The 18,733-nt window shown below is 32.8% G+C and carries 18 protein-coding genes; 3 read left to right on the plus strand and 15 right to left on the minus strand.

Annotated elements, in window-relative coordinates:
* Nucleotides 1-442: 442 nt before the first annotated feature.
* From pepD to BAQ46_RS04970, 6 genes are all read right to left on the minus strand, one after another.
* On the minus strand, nt 443-1,912 hold the full coding sequence (gene pepD, locus BAQ46_RS04945) for a beta-Ala-His dipeptidase (protein WP_071741710.1): 1,470 nt from the start codon (nt 1,910-1,912) through the stop codon (nt 443-445).
* A 143-nt stretch (nt 1,913-2,055) separates the two neighbouring features.
* Nucleotides 2,056-2,232: a stage II sporulation protein SB gene (gene spoIISB, locus BAQ46_RS30585; RefSeq protein ID WP_000808045.1), complete on the minus strand. Its 177-nt coding sequence runs from the start codon at nt 2,230-2,232 to the stop codon at nt 2,056-2,058.
* 75 nt (nt 2,233-2,307) lie between these two features.
* Complete coding sequence (locus tag BAQ46_RS04955) at nt 2,308-2,433, minus strand: hypothetical protein (RefSeq protein WP_000594606.1); 126 nt, start codon at nt 2,431-2,433, stop codon at nt 2,308-2,310.
* Nucleotides 2,434-2,545: 112 nt separating this feature from the next.
* The gene (locus BAQ46_RS04960; protein WP_071741730.1) at nt 2,546-3,283 is read right to left on the minus strand and encodes a type II toxin-antitoxin system SpoIISA family toxin; all 738 of its coding nucleotides are present in this window, start codon (nt 3,281-3,283) and stop codon (nt 2,546-2,548) included.
* A 188-nt stretch (nt 3,284-3,471) separates the two neighbouring features.
* On the minus strand, nt 3,472-4,209 hold the full coding sequence (gpmA, locus tag BAQ46_RS04965; protein ID WP_000594142.1) for a 2,3-diphosphoglycerate-dependent phosphoglycerate mutase: 738 nt from the start codon (nt 4,207-4,209) through the stop codon (nt 3,472-3,474).
* 167 nt (nt 4,210-4,376) lie between these two features.
* Complete coding sequence (locus tag BAQ46_RS04970; protein WP_071741711.1) at nt 4,377-4,859, minus strand: MarR family winged helix-turn-helix transcriptional regulator; 483 nt, start codon at nt 4,857-4,859, stop codon at nt 4,377-4,379.
* A gap of 106 nt (nt 4,860-4,965) precedes the next feature.
* Here BAQ46_RS04970 and BAQ46_RS04975 point away from each other — a divergent pair, with 106 nt between their 5' ends.
* A complete protein-coding gene (locus tag BAQ46_RS04975; protein ID WP_071741712.1) occupies nt 4,966-6,651 on the plus strand; it encodes an alpha-keto acid decarboxylase family protein in 1,686 nt (561 codons plus the stop codon).
* Between the two features lie 121 nt (nt 6,652-6,772).
* Here the strand turns inward: BAQ46_RS04975 and BAQ46_RS04980 are convergent, their stop codons facing one another.
* From BAQ46_RS04980 to BAQ46_RS05010, 7 genes are all read right to left on the minus strand, one after another.
* Entirely contained in the window at nt 6,773-7,555 is a 783-nt protein-coding gene (locus tag BAQ46_RS04980) for a class I SAM-dependent methyltransferase (RefSeq protein ID WP_000381793.1), read from the minus strand.
* 283 nt (nt 7,556-7,838) lie between these two features.
* A complete protein-coding gene (locus tag BAQ46_RS04985; RefSeq protein ID WP_000072475.1) occupies nt 7,839-8,246 on the minus strand; it encodes a VOC family protein in 408 nt (135 codons plus the stop codon).
* Between the two features lie 119 nt (nt 8,247-8,365).
* Nucleotides 8,366-9,076 (minus strand): class I SAM-dependent methyltransferase, encoded by a 711-nt coding sequence (locus BAQ46_RS04990; RefSeq protein ID WP_071741713.1) that lies wholly within the window; start codon nt 9,074-9,076, stop codon nt 8,366-8,368.
* Between the two features lie 98 nt (nt 9,077-9,174).
* Nucleotides 9,175-9,936 (minus strand): ABC transporter ATP-binding protein, encoded by a 762-nt coding sequence (locus BAQ46_RS04995; RefSeq protein ID WP_071741714.1) that lies wholly within the window; start codon nt 9,934-9,936, stop codon nt 9,175-9,177.
* An 11-nt stretch (nt 9,937-9,947) separates the two neighbouring features.
* Nucleotides 9,948-12,287 carry an ABC transporter permease gene (locus tag BAQ46_RS05000; protein ID WP_071741715.1) on the minus strand — a complete coding sequence of 780 codons (2,340 nt, stop codon included), beginning with the start codon at nt 12,285-12,287 and terminating at the stop codon, nt 9,948-9,950.
* Nucleotides 12,288-12,293: 6 nt separating this feature from the next.
* Entirely contained in the window at nt 12,294-13,541 is a 1,248-nt protein-coding gene (locus BAQ46_RS05005) for an MFS transporter (protein WP_084638300.1), read from the minus strand.
* Nucleotides 13,542-13,603: 62 nt separating this feature from the next.
* A complete protein-coding gene (locus tag BAQ46_RS05010; protein ID WP_071741716.1) occupies nt 13,604-14,239 on the minus strand; it encodes a TetR/AcrR family transcriptional regulator in 636 nt (211 codons plus the stop codon).
* Nucleotides 14,240-14,723: 484 nt separating this feature from the next.
* Between BAQ46_RS05010 and BAQ46_RS05015 the strand changes: the two genes are divergently transcribed.
* Nucleotides 14,724-14,936, plus strand: a complete 213-nt coding sequence (locus tag BAQ46_RS05015) for a hypothetical protein (RefSeq protein WP_000033168.1) — start codon at nt 14,724-14,726, stop codon at nt 14,934-14,936.
* A 586-nt stretch (nt 14,937-15,522) separates the two neighbouring features.
* A complete protein-coding gene (gene exsF, locus BAQ46_RS05020) occupies nt 15,523-16,026 on the plus strand; it encodes an exosporium protein ExsF (RefSeq protein WP_001257912.1) in 504 nt (167 codons plus the stop codon).
* A gap of 877 nt (nt 16,027-16,903) precedes the next feature.
* On the opposite strand, the gene BAQ46_RS05025 is transcribed toward exsF, so the two are convergent.
* Nucleotides 16,904-17,164 carry a hypothetical protein gene (locus BAQ46_RS05025; RefSeq protein WP_001177682.1) on the minus strand — a complete coding sequence of 87 codons (261 nt, stop codon included), beginning with the start codon at nt 17,162-17,164 and terminating at the stop codon, nt 16,904-16,906.
* 181 nt (nt 17,165-17,345) lie between these two features.
* Nucleotides 17,346-18,710, minus strand: coding sequence for a DEAD/DEAH box helicase (locus tag BAQ46_RS05030; RefSeq protein ID WP_071741717.1), 1,365 nt, complete (start codon nt 18,708-18,710; stop codon nt 17,346-17,348).
* Nucleotides 18,711-18,733: the final 23 nt, after the last annotated feature.

Here is an 18,733-nt window from a genome sequence, read left to right on the forward strand (position 1 = left end):
CTTTCTTTATAAATTATCATTTTTACTCAATAACTGTTTCCACTTCTTTAAGTTCTACCATTCAATATGCAATATTACATATTCCACATGTTCAATTTATAAATATGCGATAATTATTTTATATAAATATCGAAGGGATAATGCTATATGTCTTCCTTCTCTTGGTCTCCTCTTATTTTCTTAGCAGTTGTTGCAATTATCATTTCTATTAAAAGGAATAAGAAACAATAATTTATTATTTGGAGGTGTAATAATGTCATTTGCAGCATGGAGTGCAATTTTCACGACTTTAATCGGAGCGATATCCGGAGCAATCTTTGGTACAATCTCTTTTAGAAATAAAATCAAAAATTAAATACTTACATAAAAACGAATTTCTAATAAAACTCTATACAAAAAATAGCCTATAAAATTTTATAGGCTATTTTTCATTTCATCATTATTACTTAGCTAATTCTTTCGTACCCTTCATTACATCAACGAAGAATCCCCAGTTATTCACAACAGAAGAAATACTAATATGTTCATCTGGAGTATGGACGTTGAATATATCTGGACCGAATGAAATCGCATCTAATTCAGGCATCTTTTGAACGAATACACTACATTCAATCCCAGCGTGTACAGCGAAGATTTCAACATCTTTATTGTATTTTTCTTGATGTACTTTTTCAAATAAATTACGAATTTTTGAATTCGGATTGTATGGCCATTCTGGATACTCTGACTCTATTTCAAATGTTGCGCCAACTAATTCCGCAATACATTTAATCTCATCTGCAATATGTTGTTTTAAACTACTTACAGAACTTCTCACTTCGTTACGTAATTTAATTTCATCTTGCAACGTTTCAATAACACCTAAATTTGTTGAGCTTTCTACTAGACCTTTAATATCCATGCTCATACTTTGAATGCCGTTCGGAATTAAGAATAATGATGAAATTAGTTGCTTTTTTGTTTCTTTAGCAAATACTTTTTCTACTTTCTCATCCAATTTTGTAAGTGTAACATGAACATCTGGATCAACAGCACGCATTTCTTCTTGTAATACTCGTGTCCATGATTCTAATTTTTCTTCTACTTTCTCTACATCTTCTGTACGTAATACGATTGTAGCTACACTTTCACGCGGAATTGCATTCGTTTTTAATCCACCGTGAACTTCACTTATATCAAATTGAATATTTACTGATAAATCATGTAATACTCTTGCTAATACTTTGTTCGCATTACCGCGTTGTTTATCAATTTCCATACCAGAATGTCCGCCTTTTAAACCACCGACATATAGACGGTATGCATCCATATTCGCTGGTGCTTCATCCCAAATTACTGGAATCGTTTCAACAGCTTTTGCACCACCTGCGCTACTTACAAGCAATTTATGATCTTCTTCAGAATCAATATTAATAAAAATCTTTCCTTCAAAATGATTTGAATCAACAGCGAAAGCTCCGCCCATTGTCGTTTCTTCTTCAGTAGTAATAACTACTTCAAGTGCTGGATGCGGAATGTCTTTTGAATCTAATAAAGCTAATGCATATGCAACTGCAATACCATTATCAGCACCTAAAGTCGTTTGATTTGCATATAACATGTCCCCAATAATTCGCAATTCAATTGGATCTTTATCAAAATCATGTACGGTTGCTTGGTTTTTTTCACAAACCATATCCATATGCCCTTGAATAATAATAGCTGGTACATTTTCATAACCAGCAGTCGCTTCTTTTTTAATAATGACATTTAATGCCTCATCTTGAATCACTTCTAAATTACGCTCTTTCGCAAAGCCAACTAAAAAATCACTAATTTCCTTTTCATTACCTGATCCTCTAGGAATCTTTGAAATTTCTGCAAAATGATAAAACACAGGGTGCTTTGTTAATTGTTCTAAAGTAGAATACATTTTTAAGCTCCTCTCAAAATAACAAAATAATATGTAAGTCTTTTATCATTATACCATGATTCATTATTTTCACTTTCTATTTCATACTTTAATATCTGCTTGTTAAACATTTAAATTGCATATAAAAAGAGAAAGAAAATGCACTATGCATTTTCTTTCTCTTTTTTTGCTCTCATATATTTTGAAGTACCATTATTCATTAATTTCTCTAACCGATTTATATTTTCCGTCAATGCACCTTTCACAAGAGAGAAATCTGTATTTGGTTCTTCTTTTTTCTCTTTAAAAAATGAAGACTTTTTTACACTAATTTCAGCCATCTCTTCTCCCCCTTTTCAAAAAGATACAACCTTTTATTTATATTATATAGCAAATGTAGACAGCGTGTACACGTATCATTTTCTTTTTAATTCATCTTCTAAATCTTCTACTTGCTGTAATGTATCTCCTTTTATTAACGAGAAATCTGTTGTATCTTCATTATCTTCTTTAAAAAAATCATTGTCATTATTTTTTATCACTACAATCACCTCTACGTGCTAGTGTAGGAATGATTGTCCGATTTTATACAAGTTTGTCTAAATTCGCTTTACCTTTATGTATAAGTGAAAAGGACAGAAAAAATTTCTGTCCTTATTTACTAAAATAACTATGATGTATTGTTAAATTATATACATTTTCAAAATCTCGATCTTGCAGGTTATTTTTCTTCCCGTCAATAACAATGAAAACATCACTCACTATTTTTGCTGGTATAATTCCGACATTTTCTACTTGTACTGCTCTCTGCTCATTCAATTGCTCAATGTACTCTAACGGAATCATAGTACTAAATTGAGAACGGATACCACGAAAGTTTGTATTTAATTCCTTTGCCGCTTCAAATACAACAATTTTTGCTCCAATCTTTTCCCCATACGAATCTAAAAATACGTTTAAGCTTTTTGTATATTCTTCCTCCGTATGCCATTCCATCGTACCGAACACTGCTGGATTGACATTTTGAATGATTGTTGTGTATATTTCTCCCCTTGCTTTAGAAGCAATTAATGACCGTTTTATCGATTGAACCGTCTTGCCGATATCGCTAAATTTCGCTCCCCATATTTCTGAAATATTAGGTGTTAAAATAAACGCAATATCAACGAAAATAACCATTGCAGTGAACATTAAAAGATTTTTCCAGAGGGTTAAATCAATTCCTTTTATCATGAAATACACGGTGACTGATATTATAAACAACCCATACCAAGTCTTTCTAATACGTTGCTTCTTCTCCTCGTACAACTCTTCGTTTTTCCAATAAAAGAAAACAAGTACTAGAAAAATGATTGCTAAAATAAATAAGCCGATTCGAATGTTAGAGATCACCAATGACATCACCCTCCATTCAAAAACTACTCACGATATCATTACATGCACAAGCAGCTCTCTTTATGACAAAAGACGTGGACAAGCTTCTAAATTTAGCTACATCGCATATACATTAGAAGGTGCCACGTCTTTTACCTTGAATCTACATTGTATATGTAGACAAGCATGTGTTTCAAATTTTCATGTTAAAAAGAAATATGTTTCGGAATTTCCCCTTCAGGTACTTCTCCATCCATACTTAAGTAATAATGGCGAATTGGACGTAAATTTTCGTCTAATTCATACACGAGCGGTATACTCGTTGGAATATTTAGTGAAACAACACCATCGCTTGAAAGATTATCTAAATATTTTACTAGCGAGCGAATTGTGTTACCATGTGATGAAATGATTACTTTGTTACCATTCTTTAATTTCGGCGCAATTTCTGAATGCCAATAATCAAGTACTCTTTTCTCCGTATCCACTAAACATTCTGTCAATGGAAACTCACCTTTTTTCAGTGCTTTATATCTTGGATCATTCATTTCATACCTGGGATCATCCTCAGTAAGAGCAGGTGGTCTTACATCAATACTTCTTCTCCAAATATGAACTTGTTCCTCACCATATTTTTGCGCGGTTTCATCTTTATTCAACCCTTGCAATGCACCATAATGTCTTTCATTTAGCTTCCAACATTTATGTACTGGCACCCAGGCAAGATCCATCTCATGAAGTACAATCCATAACGTCCGAATTGCTCGTTTTAATACAGATGTATAAGCTACATCAAAAGTATATCCATTTTTCTTTAATATCGCTCCTGCTTCTCTCGCTTCACTTAATCCATTCTCTGATAAATCTACATCTGTCCATCCAGTAAAGCGATTTTCAAGATTCCATAAACTCTGTCCGTGACGAATAAGTACAAGTTTTATCATTATAATTCCCCTCTCGGAAATGTGAATTTTATTGTTCCATTGCGTACACGTATAAAGTATCTAGTAATGTATCTTTTTATCCATTCACTCTATGATAGCTCCATAGTTGCCAAATGTATGGATAAAATTTGTTCTTTTTCAAACTATAAAAACAGATATATTTCTTTTTATTTTTGATCGATTGCAACTTCCCTTTTCGATATCCAAGCATCAAAACCTGATCGGCTATGTGCCATTTCATTCATAACTTGATGCCAATTTTCTTCACACGATTCACCAAATTTTGAAAAAATAGCACCCATTTGTTGCCTTTGTACATCGCTCAGTTTTTTCTCTAAATCGGTACCTTTTTCTGTTAAAGATAACTGTTTCACACGGCGATCATGTGTAGCTTCATTACTCTCAATTAAGCCCTTTTCCACAAGTTGTCGTAATGGTCCGTGAAGAGCTTGTTTACTTATTTCTAGTAGTGATAATAACTCATTTACACTTATCCCTGGAAAGCGTGCGATAAAAAATAAAATTCGATGATGTACTCTTTGAATACCATACTCTTTTATAATTTCATCTGGCTTTTCAGTAAATGTTTTATATGCAAAGTAAAATAAGGCTAATGCTTCATTCATCTGTTCTTCTTTATGTTGTGTCATCTACTTTCCCCCTGTATGTAAATTATACCACATTCTCGTAATGAATTTTTAAATCCATACTCTAGAGCTACTTTCGTTTATTACAAGACAGCAAAACAATGAGGAGATGATTCACTTGAAAACGCAATATACTGTTAGTACTTATTTATTAGACCGACTAAGCGAACTAGGAATTGAACATATTTTTGGTGTCCCTGGTGATTATAATTTGGCTTTTTTAGATGATGTAATAGCACATGAAAATGTAGAGTGGATTGGCAATTGTAATGAATTAAATGCGGCATATGCTGCAGATGGATATGCTCGTATAAAAGGAATCGCTGCTCTTATTACCACTTTCGGTGTTGGAGAATTAAGCGCCATTAACGGTATTGCTGGATCATATGCAGAAAATGTACCTGTTATAAAAATTACGGGGACACCACCAACAACAGTAATGGAAAATGGAGCACTCGTTCATCATACGTTAGGTGATGGAAAGTTCGATCATTTTTCCAATATGTATAGAGAAATCACGGTGGCACAATCAAAATTAACACCTGAGCATGCCGCTGAAGAAATTGACCGTGTGTTACGTGCATGTTGGAGTGCGAAACGCCCTGTTCATATTCAATTACCGATTGATGTGTATAATAAACCAATTAATAAACCTACGGAACCGATTTTACATAAACCAGTTGTAAGTAATAAAGATGCGCTGGATAAAATGCTTCTACATGCCACTTCAAAAATAAACAGTGCCAAAAAACCAGTAATTTTAGCGGATTTTGAAGTAGATCGATTTCACGCTAAAGAATATTTATATCAATTCGTAGAAAAAACTGGGTTTCCCATCGCAACGTTAAGTATGGGAAAAGGAATATTCCCAGAAAAACACTCTCAATTTATAGGGATTTATACTGGTGATGTAAGTTCTCCATACTTGCGAAAAAGAATTGATGAATCTGATTGTATTATTAGTATTGGTGTGAAGTTAACTGATACTATTACAGGTGGCTTCACACAAGGTTTTACAAAAGAACAAGTTATAGAAATACATCCCTACACTGTGAAAATTACAGATAAAAAATACGGGCCAGTTGTAATGAAAGATGTTTTACAACAGTTAAGTGATGTAATTGAACATCGAAATGAAGAAACGCTTGATATTAAGCCATTTATTTCAGAATCAATATTAATTACTGAAAAGTTTAATCCAAAGCTACAAATGGTTACACAAAAACGCTTTTGGCAGCAAATGTACCATTTCTTACAAGAAAACGACGTCTTACTTGCAGAGCAAGGAACACCTTTCTTTGGTAGTGCCGCTATCCCTTTACCAAACGACACTACATATGTAGCGCAACCATTATGGGGATCGATCGGCTATACGTTACCTGCTCTACTTGGTACACAGCTCGCTAATTTATCGCGGCGCAACATTTTAATTATTGGTGATGGTTCTTTTCAATTAACTGTCCAAGAATTATCAACTATACTACGTCAAAATTTAAATCCAATTATATTTTTAATTAACAACAATGGTTATACTGTTGAACGTGCAATTCATGGTCAAAACGAACCGTATAATGACATACAAATGTGGGATTACACAAAACTAGCGAACGTATTCGGAACAGAAGAAAAAAGCCTAACATGTAAAGTGGAAAATGAAATAGAGTTACAAGAAGTCTTAACTAAAATAAGTAATGATAAGGATCAACTTACCTTTGTTGAAGTTGTAATGAGCCAAGGGGATCAGCCTGAACTGCTAGCTAAACTTGGGAAAAGATTCGGCCAACAAAATTCTTAATATAAAAAGCATAACCTAATTATATAAAAGGAAAAGGATGGAAAGTTCCACCCTTTTCCTTTTATATATACTATTTTAAGAACCTTCTTCGACTAACGTCTCGTGTGACAAGTCAAAATTCTTAATCAACCTTTAACTTTATAGCTTTTGTAGCAATAAATGTTTTAATATGCTTATCTAATATCCTTGTTCCACCAAAATCATCCTCATAAAAACCTGTTATAATAAAACCCGCTTCAATTTGGCCTTGGATTTGATCTTCCAGTGTATGCGCATATTCTATTGTTTGATTTGAATCGATGTAATCTTGAACTTCATCCTCTGGTAAATAATCCAATGTCGATGAAGGGATTGAATGTTTTACATCAAGAATACCTTTTTGTTCTTGATTATCATCAAAAATCCATAGTAACGGATTTGTAAATCCAGAAATGAGAATACCTTTATTCTTTAAAACCCTTGAAACTTCATTCCATACAAGATGTACATCTTTTACAAATAAATTAGAAACAGGATTTACAACAATATCAAAATATTCATCCTCAAAATCACTAAGGTCTGACATATCTCCTTGAACTGTTTTTAAAGTTAAACCATCTCGTTTTGCTACCTTTTCATCTTGTTCCAATTGCTTCTTGGATATATCAGTAACTGTTACATCCGCCCCAGCAGCAGCTAGAACAGGTGCTTGTTGCCCTCCACCTGACGCTAAGCAAAGTATCTTTAATCCATCTAATGATTTTGGAAACCAATCTCTAGGAACTGATTTTTCTGTGGTAACTGTGATTTCCCATTCACCTGATTTACTTCTTTCAATAACCTCGCTACTTACAGGTTGCGTATATCTAGAACCTTCTTCAACCTTTTTATCCCATGCATTACTGTTTTGTTGAGTTGTATCCATTATAACTATTCCCCCTAGCTATCTTGTTACATTTTAAGTGTAAGATCATTTACTATTTATGCTTTTTTCTATTAATCTAACCAATAATTAATACATATTTTTCTATATTTATATTAACAGATAAAAAGTAGTTAGAAAAATAAAATATTCAAAATAGAAAAATATAAATTTATTTAAACAAATAAAAAGGCATTCCAAACTTGTTGACGGTTGGAACACCTTTTTATTTGTTATTTAAATTTTCAACCTCTTAACTACACCCATTAAACAAATCAATTACAATTTATTCCGCAAGTGTTAACTGCCAAGACACACCATACTTATCATTTAACCAACCAAATTTTTTACTAAATGGATAAGAACCTAAAGGCATTAGTACCGATCCATCCTCCGCTAGCTTATGAAAGACAGTTTCAATTTCTTCTTCTGTTTCACAAGTTACATAAAGAGACATAGATGGTGTAAATGTAAAACCATGCTTTACATAACTATCAATGCACATGAATTCTTGGCCATTTAACGTAAACGTTGCATGAATGACAGAACCCTCTTTACCAGGTCCGTTTTCATCGTAACGAGAGATATTTACAATTTCTGATTGATCGAATAGCGACGTGTAAAAATTCATTGCTTCCTCAGCTTTTCCTTCAAACATTAAAAACGTAGTAATTTTTTGATTTGTGTTACTCATTTAGAGACAACCCCTTGTTATGTATTTATGCAAAATATACATCGGTTAACAAAAACGAACATACATTCTCATTATTATATTGTCTATAAAAACGATGAGTTTGTCAATTATCTACATTCTTATTTCTTCTTAAATAATGCTGTCCAAAGAAAGGATTCTCCAAACATAGTATTTGGTTGTTCAATCTGTTCCATCTTTCTAATTTCAATCACTTCAAATCCTTTAAATATCTCTCTTAGTTTTTCTTCCGAATAAGCAAGACCTCCTTGTAAACTCCATCCTCTATATACGTCCCAATCTGTTATTTCTGATCCATTTCGCTCATCTAAATCACCTGCCGCGAAACACGTTAATCCGAAATAACCACCTGATTTCAATGCGTTTTTAATTAAATTCACATAATTTACTCTTCTATGTGGTGGAATATGATGCAAACAGCCCGAATCGTATACAAAATCAAATTCATTTTGAACCTCTAAATTGAAAATTGAATCACAAATAAATTCAATTTCTACTCCTTTTGCTAACGCCCTCTCTTTTGCCCAGTTAATGCCTTCTATAGATAAATCTACTGCTGTTACATCAAACCCTTCATTTGCTAGATAAATTGCGTTTCTACCCGGACCACATCCAAGTTCCAGTACTTTTCCTTTTGAAACCCGCTTTTTTTGTATATACGAAACTAGATTCTCATCTGGAACATTTTCAAAAAACGGAACATCTTTTTCTCTATTCGCATAAAATTCATTCCAAAATGGTTCTGCTGGTCTTAATAATGAATCCAGCATTTTAATAATATCTTCTTGCGTGTGCAACGTTTCATTTTTCATTTGCACCCCTCCAATTTTAATATTCAGAAAATTATTATATATCTTTTAGAACTTTAAGACAAAGAAAAAACTCCTACATTCAATAGGAGTTTTTCTCTTTAAAATCCAAGTACAGCTAACCAGTTTAACAACTTCTTTTCTCGCGCTTTTAAATCATCGTTCCTAAGCTTACCTAACTGTATTTCACTAACAATTTCTCCGTCCGCCATAAAAAGAATTCTTTCTGTTTTTGCTGCTACTTTCACATCATGAGTGACTAACATAATGGTCGTTCCACCACGATTAATATTTAATAATATTTGCATTACTTCTTCTGTTGATTTTAAATTTAAAGCACCAGTCGGCTCATCTGCAAAAATAATATTTGGATTATTAATGAGTGCTCTACAAATAGAGACTCTTTGTAATTGCCCCCCAGATGCTTCGGTTATATAATGAGACGCTATATCACTTATCCCCATATTCTCCATTAGCTCTAGAGCACGTTTATTTACTATTTTCTTACTCTCACATTTCGCTAAATATGCTGACAAGATGATATTATCAAATAGGTTCAAGTTTCTAAGAAGGTTGCTCTGCTGAAAAATAAATCCTATTTCAGTAAGGCGCAACTTGGCTAACGCTTCTTCTTTCATACGAGATATTTCTTTACTACCAAATTTCACACTTCCTGACGACATTTGATCCATTCCACTAATATTATATAATAACGTCGATTTCCCAGAACCAGAAGGCCCCATAACTGATACAAATTCTCCCTCATAAACCTCTAAATCTATATTTTTTAGCACATAATAATTTGCATTTCCATCTATTGAATATGTTTTATTTAATTCCTTTACTTCTAAAATTTTTTTCAAGTGATACACCCCTACTCCCCATTTGGCTTTACATCGTTTGTTTGCTTCATAGTAAAACTACTGAAAAGTGTTGTTGCAGTCACACATATACATAATATAGCTGGACATATTACATAAGAAACGATAGGGTTTACGACAAACTTTATATGAGCTGCTCCCATAAATGAGCCTAACCAACTTACTAACATTTCACCAAACGTAGCAGCTATACATGTCCCTATCACAATGCCTAATAATACAATGAAGATAGAACGTGTTATATACTGTATACGAATATCTTTACTAGAAAAACCGATATTTTTCATAATTAAAATTTGCGAAAAATCTTTTGCTAATAACAGTTTAAAAAACATCGCAGTAATTAAAACTGATATCAATATCGCAATCAAAATAGCCACTTGCGTCACGAGTCTTAATTGTTTAATTGTCTCTCCTAAAGTTTGCTTTACATAATCATTTGTATCTGTTATTTTTGCAGAACTAAATTTTTGTTTATACTCCTTCACTTTTTCTTGCAAATCCACTTTAGGCTTCATATCTACATTTACTACATACCATAATATATTTTCATTATTATTAGAAAAACTAGCTTTAGCTGTTTTCCCGCCATTTGTTACATCTTGATACATACCACTAATCGTTAGTGTTTTCTCTTTCCCATCAACAAATAAAACGATATGATCCCCTACATTCTTTTTTAATTCATTTGCGTTCATATAAGAAAGAGCAATTTCATTTTCATTTTTTGGTGCCCTACCTTGCATATAGTCTAATGGAAATGTAGTGAAGTCTCCCACTTCTACATGTAAGTTTTCATGTGTACCATCAGCGTTTACCATTTTAAATGTACTCGTAACAAATGTTGCATATTTTTCTACTTCTTTATCATTTTTTACATATGAAATAACACCCTTAAAACGTTTCTCTATATTTTCAGTTTGCTGTAAATCTATTCGAATATCACTTTTTCCTGTTCCCATATAATTTACAAAATCCGGTGACTGAATCGTATACAAAAAGTTAACAGGTACAACAATCATGAACACAGCTATTATTAATACGATGCTTAATATACGATATAACTTAAATCTTTTTATAACATCTTGTATACCAATAAATACATTTACATTTTTAAATTTAGATCGATTGAGTGAAAAGGAGTTTCTAATTTTTCTCTTTCCTAGTTTATCTCTTGATTGTAAAGCGTCTATTGCTGTAATTCCCCTAAAATTCCGCAAAATAATACGACAGAACAGGATAACGACTAAAAATAACAATGTTGTAATTATGAATGGCACAATATTGTGTAAAATGCTTTTATTTGCCGCCCCCATATAAAGGGTGATATTTGAAGTGAAGATTTTTGTAACAAATAGTGAGAGTATATATCCACATATACATCCACCAGCTGAAATCACAATATATTTTGTTATATATAATTTTTGAATATCTTTGTTATGAATCCCAATTGCTTTCATAACACCAATTTCTCGATAATCTTCTTCCATCGAAGTAATGATCGTAAATCTAATACATAACATTGCAATTAACATTAATAATGCACTTATTATGATAAGTACTGCAGCTATTATTCCGTCTGTTAATGAATTGAGTGTTTTAAATAGTGAGTACGTAATAGAGGGACCTTTTTGAGGTAAGTTCGATGACTTATATAGATTTTCAAATTCATTTATTTTATATTCGTCTGTTAGCTGGAATTCAATAAGATATTCGCTTTCTCCAAAATTTCTTTTTATTCTTTCAAAATCCTTATTGCTTATTACAAATCGTTTTGAACTAACGATTGATGGGTTCATTTGAACATCACGAACAAATGCTGAAATCGTAAATTCTAGTTCATTATTATCTTTAATAACCCATATTTTATCTCCCATACGCAAATTATATTTTTGCATATAATAAATGGGTACACCTATTTCCCCTTTCCTAACATCGACCACTTCATTATTTAAATTTAATAAAAAATCAAACTTACTATTTTGTTTCACGAAACTAATGTCCATTACACTATTATGTTCTGCTTGATTTTTCTTTTTAATAAAAATGTTAGATCCATTTATTTGAACCATCTCAGCCGTTTGCTGTTTTTTTACAAACGGATTTTTTTCTACAAAGGAATCAATTGACTTTTGATTTACTTCTCCGGCATGCATTTGTACGAAGTGCGGTGCGTTTGATACTTTAACCAATTGATCCATTGAGTTCAATAGATTTATAACATTACTTGAAGCACTAGCCATTAAAAGACTTGATAACATGATAAACATAAATAAAATGGTAATTATCATTTTATTTTGAGAGAAATCTCTTTTTAACATTCTCCTAATCATATTAAGCTAGTTCCCTTCATTGGATAGTATTTTCTTCGTCACAACTGCTATTAATAACATTATGAAACTAATAACTAATATAGGTAAATAAATTTTCATACTGAATTCTTCAAACATAAAACCGTAAATGACTTGCCCAATCGGTGCCATACATTGGGATACCGCTGTTATAATTGCCATTACTTTTCCTAAGTTCTCATTTGGTGTTTTCTTTTGAACTACAGTAATCACATAGATGGATACAATTGTCATGATCATTGCAATTAAAATAGAAGAAAGTATAAAGAGGATAAATGGTGGATAGTGTCCTAAATTAAGAATAAATGGTGTAACTGATAGTGCCATTGGTATTACTAATAAAGCTATTAAAATCATCCAATAATACAATGTTTGCATCTGTAGCTTTTTCGCAAAAAAACCTATTGATAATGCACCTATAATAGTAGCAAAATCGATTAATCCCATTCCAATTCCATATAACGTGTGGCTACTTTCCATTGTTACTCGTATAATAATTGGAGCACCAACAACAAATAGCGGCGTCAGTATTAAATTTAGTAATGCGGCTAAAAACATAGATTTCAAAATAAATGGTTGTTTTAAAACATAGATAAATCCCCTTTTCATATCCTTTACAATTGTCGGTATGATATGGCTTTCTTGCACTCTCTTTATAAAAGGTATTGTGATAAACATTTCTAAAATCGCAGATAAAAAGAAAGCAAAGCAACTTATTATTACGAGCATTTTCAAGCCAATTATGCCGTACAATATCCCTCCTAATACAGGAGCAACTATATTAGATAATGCTTGCACACCATTTACGATACCGTTCGCTTGTTCTAACTTTTTCTCTGGAACTAATTGCGGAATACTTGCCATTACAACTGGTGCGTACATTGCACTAACGATTGCTAGTAAAAACATAATTGTTCCAAACAATAGAATAGATACAGATTCAGTAAATAACAAAACTATAAAGCTTAATACAATCGCAGCATTTATAAAATCAAAAATAACCATTACATTTCGACGATTGAAACGATCTGCTATCGCTCCGCCAAGAGGAGCTAACAAAAACGGAATACTCGTTATCGCATATAATCCTGCGAATATATCAGCACGCCCTGTTAAATCTAGCACATATAATGACAGAGCAAAACGTAAAAGTGTCGAACCTAAAATAGTAATAATTTGCCCACTCACCATTAAATAAAAATCTTTCATCGAAGGTTTTATACTAATAGATATCATAATCACACCCTTCCTTTAATTTAGACCGACTGCCGGTCTATAATAAACAAACAGAAAAAATATTATTTCTGTTTCATTAAAACCTCCAGCATATAATTAAAGGATCCTTCTTTCGCTCCAACAGATACTTCCATCATTTTAATATAAGCTTTCACCCTCCTCAGCATTTCTTCTGGCTTCCATTGGAATAACCCATCATCAAATATGACTTGCGCTGAAGATAGTAATAGTTCAATCGTTTCTTGTGGATATGAAGTCGAAAATATCCCTTCTTCAATTCCTTGTTCTAAAATTTCTGTTAATACAGGAGATAAATGAATAATGGATTGTACTAAACTTTTTTGATGCATTTCTGCATTATTTGGTTGATGAAATTGCTCAATCATTTTATCTTTTATATCACCTGATTTTGGAGATTGCTCCATTAAAACTCGAAATAACTTTTCTAATACTGGTATATTTGGATTAGAGACGATTACTTTCGCTTTAGCAACATCTTCTTTAATAATCCTCATAATAATCTCATCCATTACTTCTTCTTTCGATTTAAAATAGTGATAAAACGTCCCCTTTGCTATCCCTATCTCTTTTAAAATGTCATTTACTGTTGTTTTCGTATAACCTTTCGTAATAAATAAACGTTCAGCCGTTTCTAAAATTTCTTTTCTACGCTCCTCATATTCCTTTACTATTCGCATTCAAGTTCCCCTTCCCATCAGACCGACTGTCGGTCTATTTAAATTATATGCTTAGTTAGTAAAAAGTTTCCTATTATCGTATATATACAACTCCCTACTTTCTATTTCCTTTATAAATTTTTATTTTTTAACTTCCGTTTAATTTGTTTAAAATGTATCTCATGTTTCTTACCGTCACCTTTCATTTGAGGAAAAGAACGATGCCCCCGCTTGATCCTATTTTTGTTGATTCTTCATTCAAACGCACAATACTTTGTAGTTTTTCAGCTCCTTTACCACAAATCTACGCATCTCCTTTTCATCGATGACTTCAAAAAATGACAATTGATTCATACGAAACGGTTTCCCTCTGTTCGATCTATTTACTTATGAATGGATTTTTTGTTAAGTTCCAATATGTAATTTTGCATATTTCATACTTTTAATTTTTGCACATGCAATAATTTATTTATAAAAATATAAATTATTAATAAGGGTGATTTATATGAGCAAGTTCCGAAATAAGATGATTAAATATTTGCAAACATTTTGGGGATGCTTAGCATTTGGTGTATTAATGTTTGCTATCTTCTTAATTATGGATTTAACAGATGCATCTTTAAATACATTAAGCTGGAGAGACTGGCTAGGTTCTGTAGCAAGCGCAGCCATTTTATCTGTTGGGATGTTTACTTTAAATAAATTGGATTTAAAATAAATATTCGGTCAATACTGAATGTAGGCTGTATGCCAACATTCATGTAAAGTAGTCTTCTCTGTATCTCCTTGTATTGAGCAGTTAGCTTTTGCTAGCTGCTCTTTTATTTCGTTCCAGTTCTTACCTCTTAAAGAACTCTTTAACTACGTTTTCCCAATAAATACACATATCTATTCCCCTTTGCTATAAAATGAAATCTTTATTTTGTTATACGCTTCCATTCGTTCCATATGCATTCTCCCTTTCTCAACTATTAACCGGACAAGCATATATTATTGTATGGAGGAATCCACTCATAAAAATCTACCTTTCTTGTCAAAGAGCATGCTTATATGTATGTTCCTTTTTATTATGTTTCCTTTCATTTCTAAATAGCATTTTCAACTCTATTCATACTATTTTTTCAACTTTAGGTTACAAACTATTTCTGTAAGCGTAGTATCTCCTTTGTACAATAGGCAATTAGTGTTACCCATAACAGTACACTTCTGCACTATTCACTATAAATTTTCATATATTGTATTGTGCTTGTCCAAAACGTGAGGTTGTTACTCACGCAATCTAAATGAAAGAAAGGAGTGAAAATATGCGATCATCTAGTCGTAAGCTCACGAACTTTAATTGTAGAGCACAAGCCCCCAGTACACTACCAGCTCTCGGTTTTGCTTTTAATGCTACTTCACCTCAATTTGCCACACTATTCACGCCACTACTACTACCTAGTACGGGCCCAAATCCAAACATTACTGTCCCTGTAATCAATGATACAATTAGTACAGGAACTGGTATTAGAATTCAAGTAGCTGGTATTTATCAAATCAGTTATACATTAACAATCAGCCTCGATAATGTTCCAGTAGCCCCGGAAGCAGCGCGCTTTTTCTTAACACTAAACTCATCAACTAATATTATTGCAGGATCAGGAACCGCAGTCCGTTCTAATATCATTGGCACTGGTGAAGTAGATGTATCCAGCGGTGTCATTCTAATAAACTTAAACCCTGGTGATTTAATTCAAATTGTACCCGTTGAAGTAATTGGTACAGTAGATATTCGTTCTGCCGCTTTAACAGTTGCACAAATTCGTTAATAAAAACAATATGCTTGGCTAATTAACATTTAATATTCCTTATACACCCCAAAATATATGTTATAGATTTGACACACATTTATATCAAACAAGCATATTTTATTGTATGGTGACTATGTAGTCACACAAATCTAAAGCGTTCATAAGAGCACACTTATATGTGTGCTTTATTTTTTATGAAAATCAAGCTTTAATATAGCTATTTTGTTTTACTTTATACTCATCACTCTTTTGAACATTTACCTTTTTATTGTTATATTTGCTCATTCTTTTTCTACTTTGTTTTACTAATTAGTTGATTAATTTCGCAAACACCATTTATTAAACATTCCATGTTTCTTCACCCCCTGAATATTTTCCAAATAAAAATACATACTATTTTCAAGCCGCCGTGTCCACGGCTAATACTTCTTTCTTTTGTTACAGCAGAAGCAGATAGATTTTTCACTTATCTGCTTTCTCTGTATATTTTTTAGGGAATCGAAAATAATACGAACAAGCTGTTTGAACTAGCAGCTTCACTCTTCTCGCAATGGGGATGCAAATTATCACAATTAGCTAACTCATTGAGCTCACTGGCAGACAACCAAAATCGTTGTCTGCTTTTTGTATGAGATTTTTTGTTTTACATATACTACTTTTGAACCTGCAGACCAATACGAGCCATTTTGGTGCTTGGGATTTCCCTTCCGGGGATAAGTATTTTTTACTTATCCCTTTTTTTGTATAGACACTTATATTTAGGGTAAAACTAATCACAAGCAGATTTTCTGTTTATGCGTAGTTCTAAACAAGATTACTTTTTCTCCTATTAAAGGACAGCAGGTACGACTGCTAGTCCTTTTTCTTATTTCGCATACTATCCCTTCTATTAACTTCACACTACATTACCTTCATCGCCGTAGTAAGTAACTTCCCAATAAGGATGGCAGTTGTGCATCTCGAGTTCCCATCGAACAAAACTAACAAAGTTACAAATTTCTTTCACCAAATCGGCCAATTCTTTGTTTGCAAAAGATGTTTTTATATCGTTATACCAATTGATTTTTTCATAATTCGTATCATCATCAGAGGAGCTAGTACGAATTGCTTTCTCTCGATTTTTTTCGATTAAATATTGTCCATACGTAAGTTGCACTTGTTCTTGAATTACGACATGGTTGTAATACCCTTGTTCTACTGGTTTTGGACTATAAACTTTCCTTTGTAAGTTTTAAATACGGTGAATGAAATTTCCGTTTTTTTCTTGCTATCATCCTTGTTCTATACAAAAAAAAAAAGAGCCACAATATTTTGCGACTCTTTACAATTATAATTATTTAACGGCCACGTCTTTGCTGACCTTGCTTTGTACTACCTTTTTTATTACTTGGCTTATTAAATGATCGGTTGTTTTCATTTCTTGAACTATTTCTTGAATCACTTCTTGAGCCATTTCTCGAACCACGTCTTGAATCACTTCTTGAACCTTCACGGCTATCTCTTTGACGATACTCGCCTGATTTCTTCGGAGCCGGCCTTGGTACCGGTTTTCCATTTTCATCTACACGTTTTATCTTCGGTTGTTCGATTATTTCTCTTTGTATTGGTGCACCAAGCGTTTTTTCAATTTCTTCTAAATGTTTTTCATCTTTCGCTGCAACGAACGTAATTGCAATACCTGATCCACCTGCACGTCCTGTCCGGCCAATGCGGTGAATATAACTTTCTACATCTTCAGGGATATCATAGTTAAATACGTGCGTTACACCATCTACATCAAGTCCACGAGCTGCTACATCCGTTGCGATTAAGTACTGAATTTTTGCTTCGCGGAAACTCTTCATAACTCTTTCACGTTTCGCTTGAGGTATATCACCATGAAGTTCAGCACAATTATAACCTAGTCCTTTTAAATTATCATAAAGCTTACTCGCTCTAACCTTTGTACGACAGAAAATAACTGCTAAAAATGGCTGATCACGGTCCATAACAAAACGAAGTGCATCTGGCTTTGCACGATCTGTCGTCTCAATGACACGTTGCTCTATTGTATTTACCGTTACTTCTTCACTTTGTACTTGAACCATTTGCGGTTCATCCATATAACGCTTCGCCAATTTTTTAATATCTTTTGGCATCGTTGCTGAGAATAACATCGTTTGTTTACTACCAGGTGTCTCATCTAAAATATCTTCAATATCATATAAGAAACCGAAATAAAGCATTTGATCCGCTTCATCTAATACAATTGTTGTAAGATTACTCAAATCAATTGTTTCACGTCGTATATGATCTAATAATCGTCCTGGTGTCGCAACAACAATATGTGTATTACCTTTTAACTTTCTCAATTGTTGTGCTACATCTTGACCGCCATAAATCGCTAATACATTAATATCTTCTCTTTGCACAAGCATTTTTTTAATTTCAGTTGTAATTTGCAGTGCTAGTTCCCTTGTTGGTGCAACAATTAAAGCCTGAACATCGCTACATTCTGGATCGATTTTTTCTAAAATTGGTAACACAAATGCTAACGTTTTACCCGTTCCTGTTTTCGCCTGCCCAATAATATCTTTACCTGACAGTATAACAGGAATTGCTTCCTCCTGAATTGGTGTTGCTTCTGTTATTCCATTTTCACGTAATGTATGATTAAAAGTTTCACTAATTCCTAATTCTAAAAAGTTTTTCAAATTGACCACTTCTTTTCCTTATTTTTCACATT

Source organism: Bacillus paranthracis, from assembly GCF_001883995.1.
GTDB classification, from domain to species: Bacteria; Bacillota; Bacilli; order Bacillales; family Bacillaceae_G; genus Bacillus_A; species Bacillus_A paranthracis.

Excerpts from the sequence above, each read along its gene's own strand:
- pepD (WP_071741710.1), bottom strand. The coding sequence starts at position 1,912 with ATGTATTCTACTTTAGAACAATTAACAAAGCACCCTGTGTTTTATCAT.
- spoIISB (WP_000808045.1), bottom strand. The coding sequence starts at position 2,232 with ATGGCTGAAATTAGTGTAAAAAAGTCTTCATTTTTTAAAGAGAAAAAA.
- gpmA (WP_000594142.1), bottom strand. The coding sequence starts at position 4,209 with ATGATAAAACTTGTACTTATTCGTCACGGACAGAGTTTATGGAATCTT.
- BAQ46_RS04970 (WP_071741711.1), bottom strand. The coding sequence starts at position 4,859 with ATGACACAACATAAAGAAGAACAGATGAATGAAGCATTAGCCTTATTT.
- BAQ46_RS04975 (WP_071741712.1), top strand. The coding sequence starts at position 4,966 with ATGATTCACTTGAAAACGCAATATACTGTTAGTACTTATTTATTAGAC.
- BAQ46_RS04980 (WP_000381793.1), bottom strand. The coding sequence starts at position 7,555 with ATGGATACAACTCAACAAAACAGTAATGCATGGGATAAAAAGGTTGAA.
- BAQ46_RS04985 (WP_000072475.1), bottom strand. The coding sequence starts at position 8,246 with ATGAGTAACACAAATCAAAAAATTACTACGTTTTTAATGTTTGAAGGA.
- BAQ46_RS04990 (WP_071741713.1), bottom strand. The coding sequence starts at position 9,076 with ATGAAAAATGAAACGTTGCACACGCAAGAAGATATTATTAAAATGCTG.
- BAQ46_RS05000 (WP_071741715.1), bottom strand. The coding sequence starts at position 12,287 with ATGATTAGGAGAATGTTAAAAAGAGATTTCTCTCAAAATAAAATGATA.
- BAQ46_RS05005 (WP_084638300.1), bottom strand. The coding sequence starts at position 13,541 with ATGATATCTATTAGTATAAAACCTTCGATGAAAGATTTTTATTTAATG.
- BAQ46_RS05010 (WP_071741716.1), bottom strand. The coding sequence starts at position 14,239 with ATGCGAATAGTAAAGGAATATGAGGAGCGTAGAAAAGAAATTTTAGAA.
- BAQ46_RS05015 (WP_000033168.1), top strand. The coding sequence starts at position 14,724 with ATGAGCAAGTTCCGAAATAAGATGATTAAATATTTGCAAACATTTTGG.
- exsF (WP_001257912.1), top strand. The coding sequence starts at position 15,523 with ATGCGATCATCTAGTCGTAAGCTCACGAACTTTAATTGTAGAGCACAA.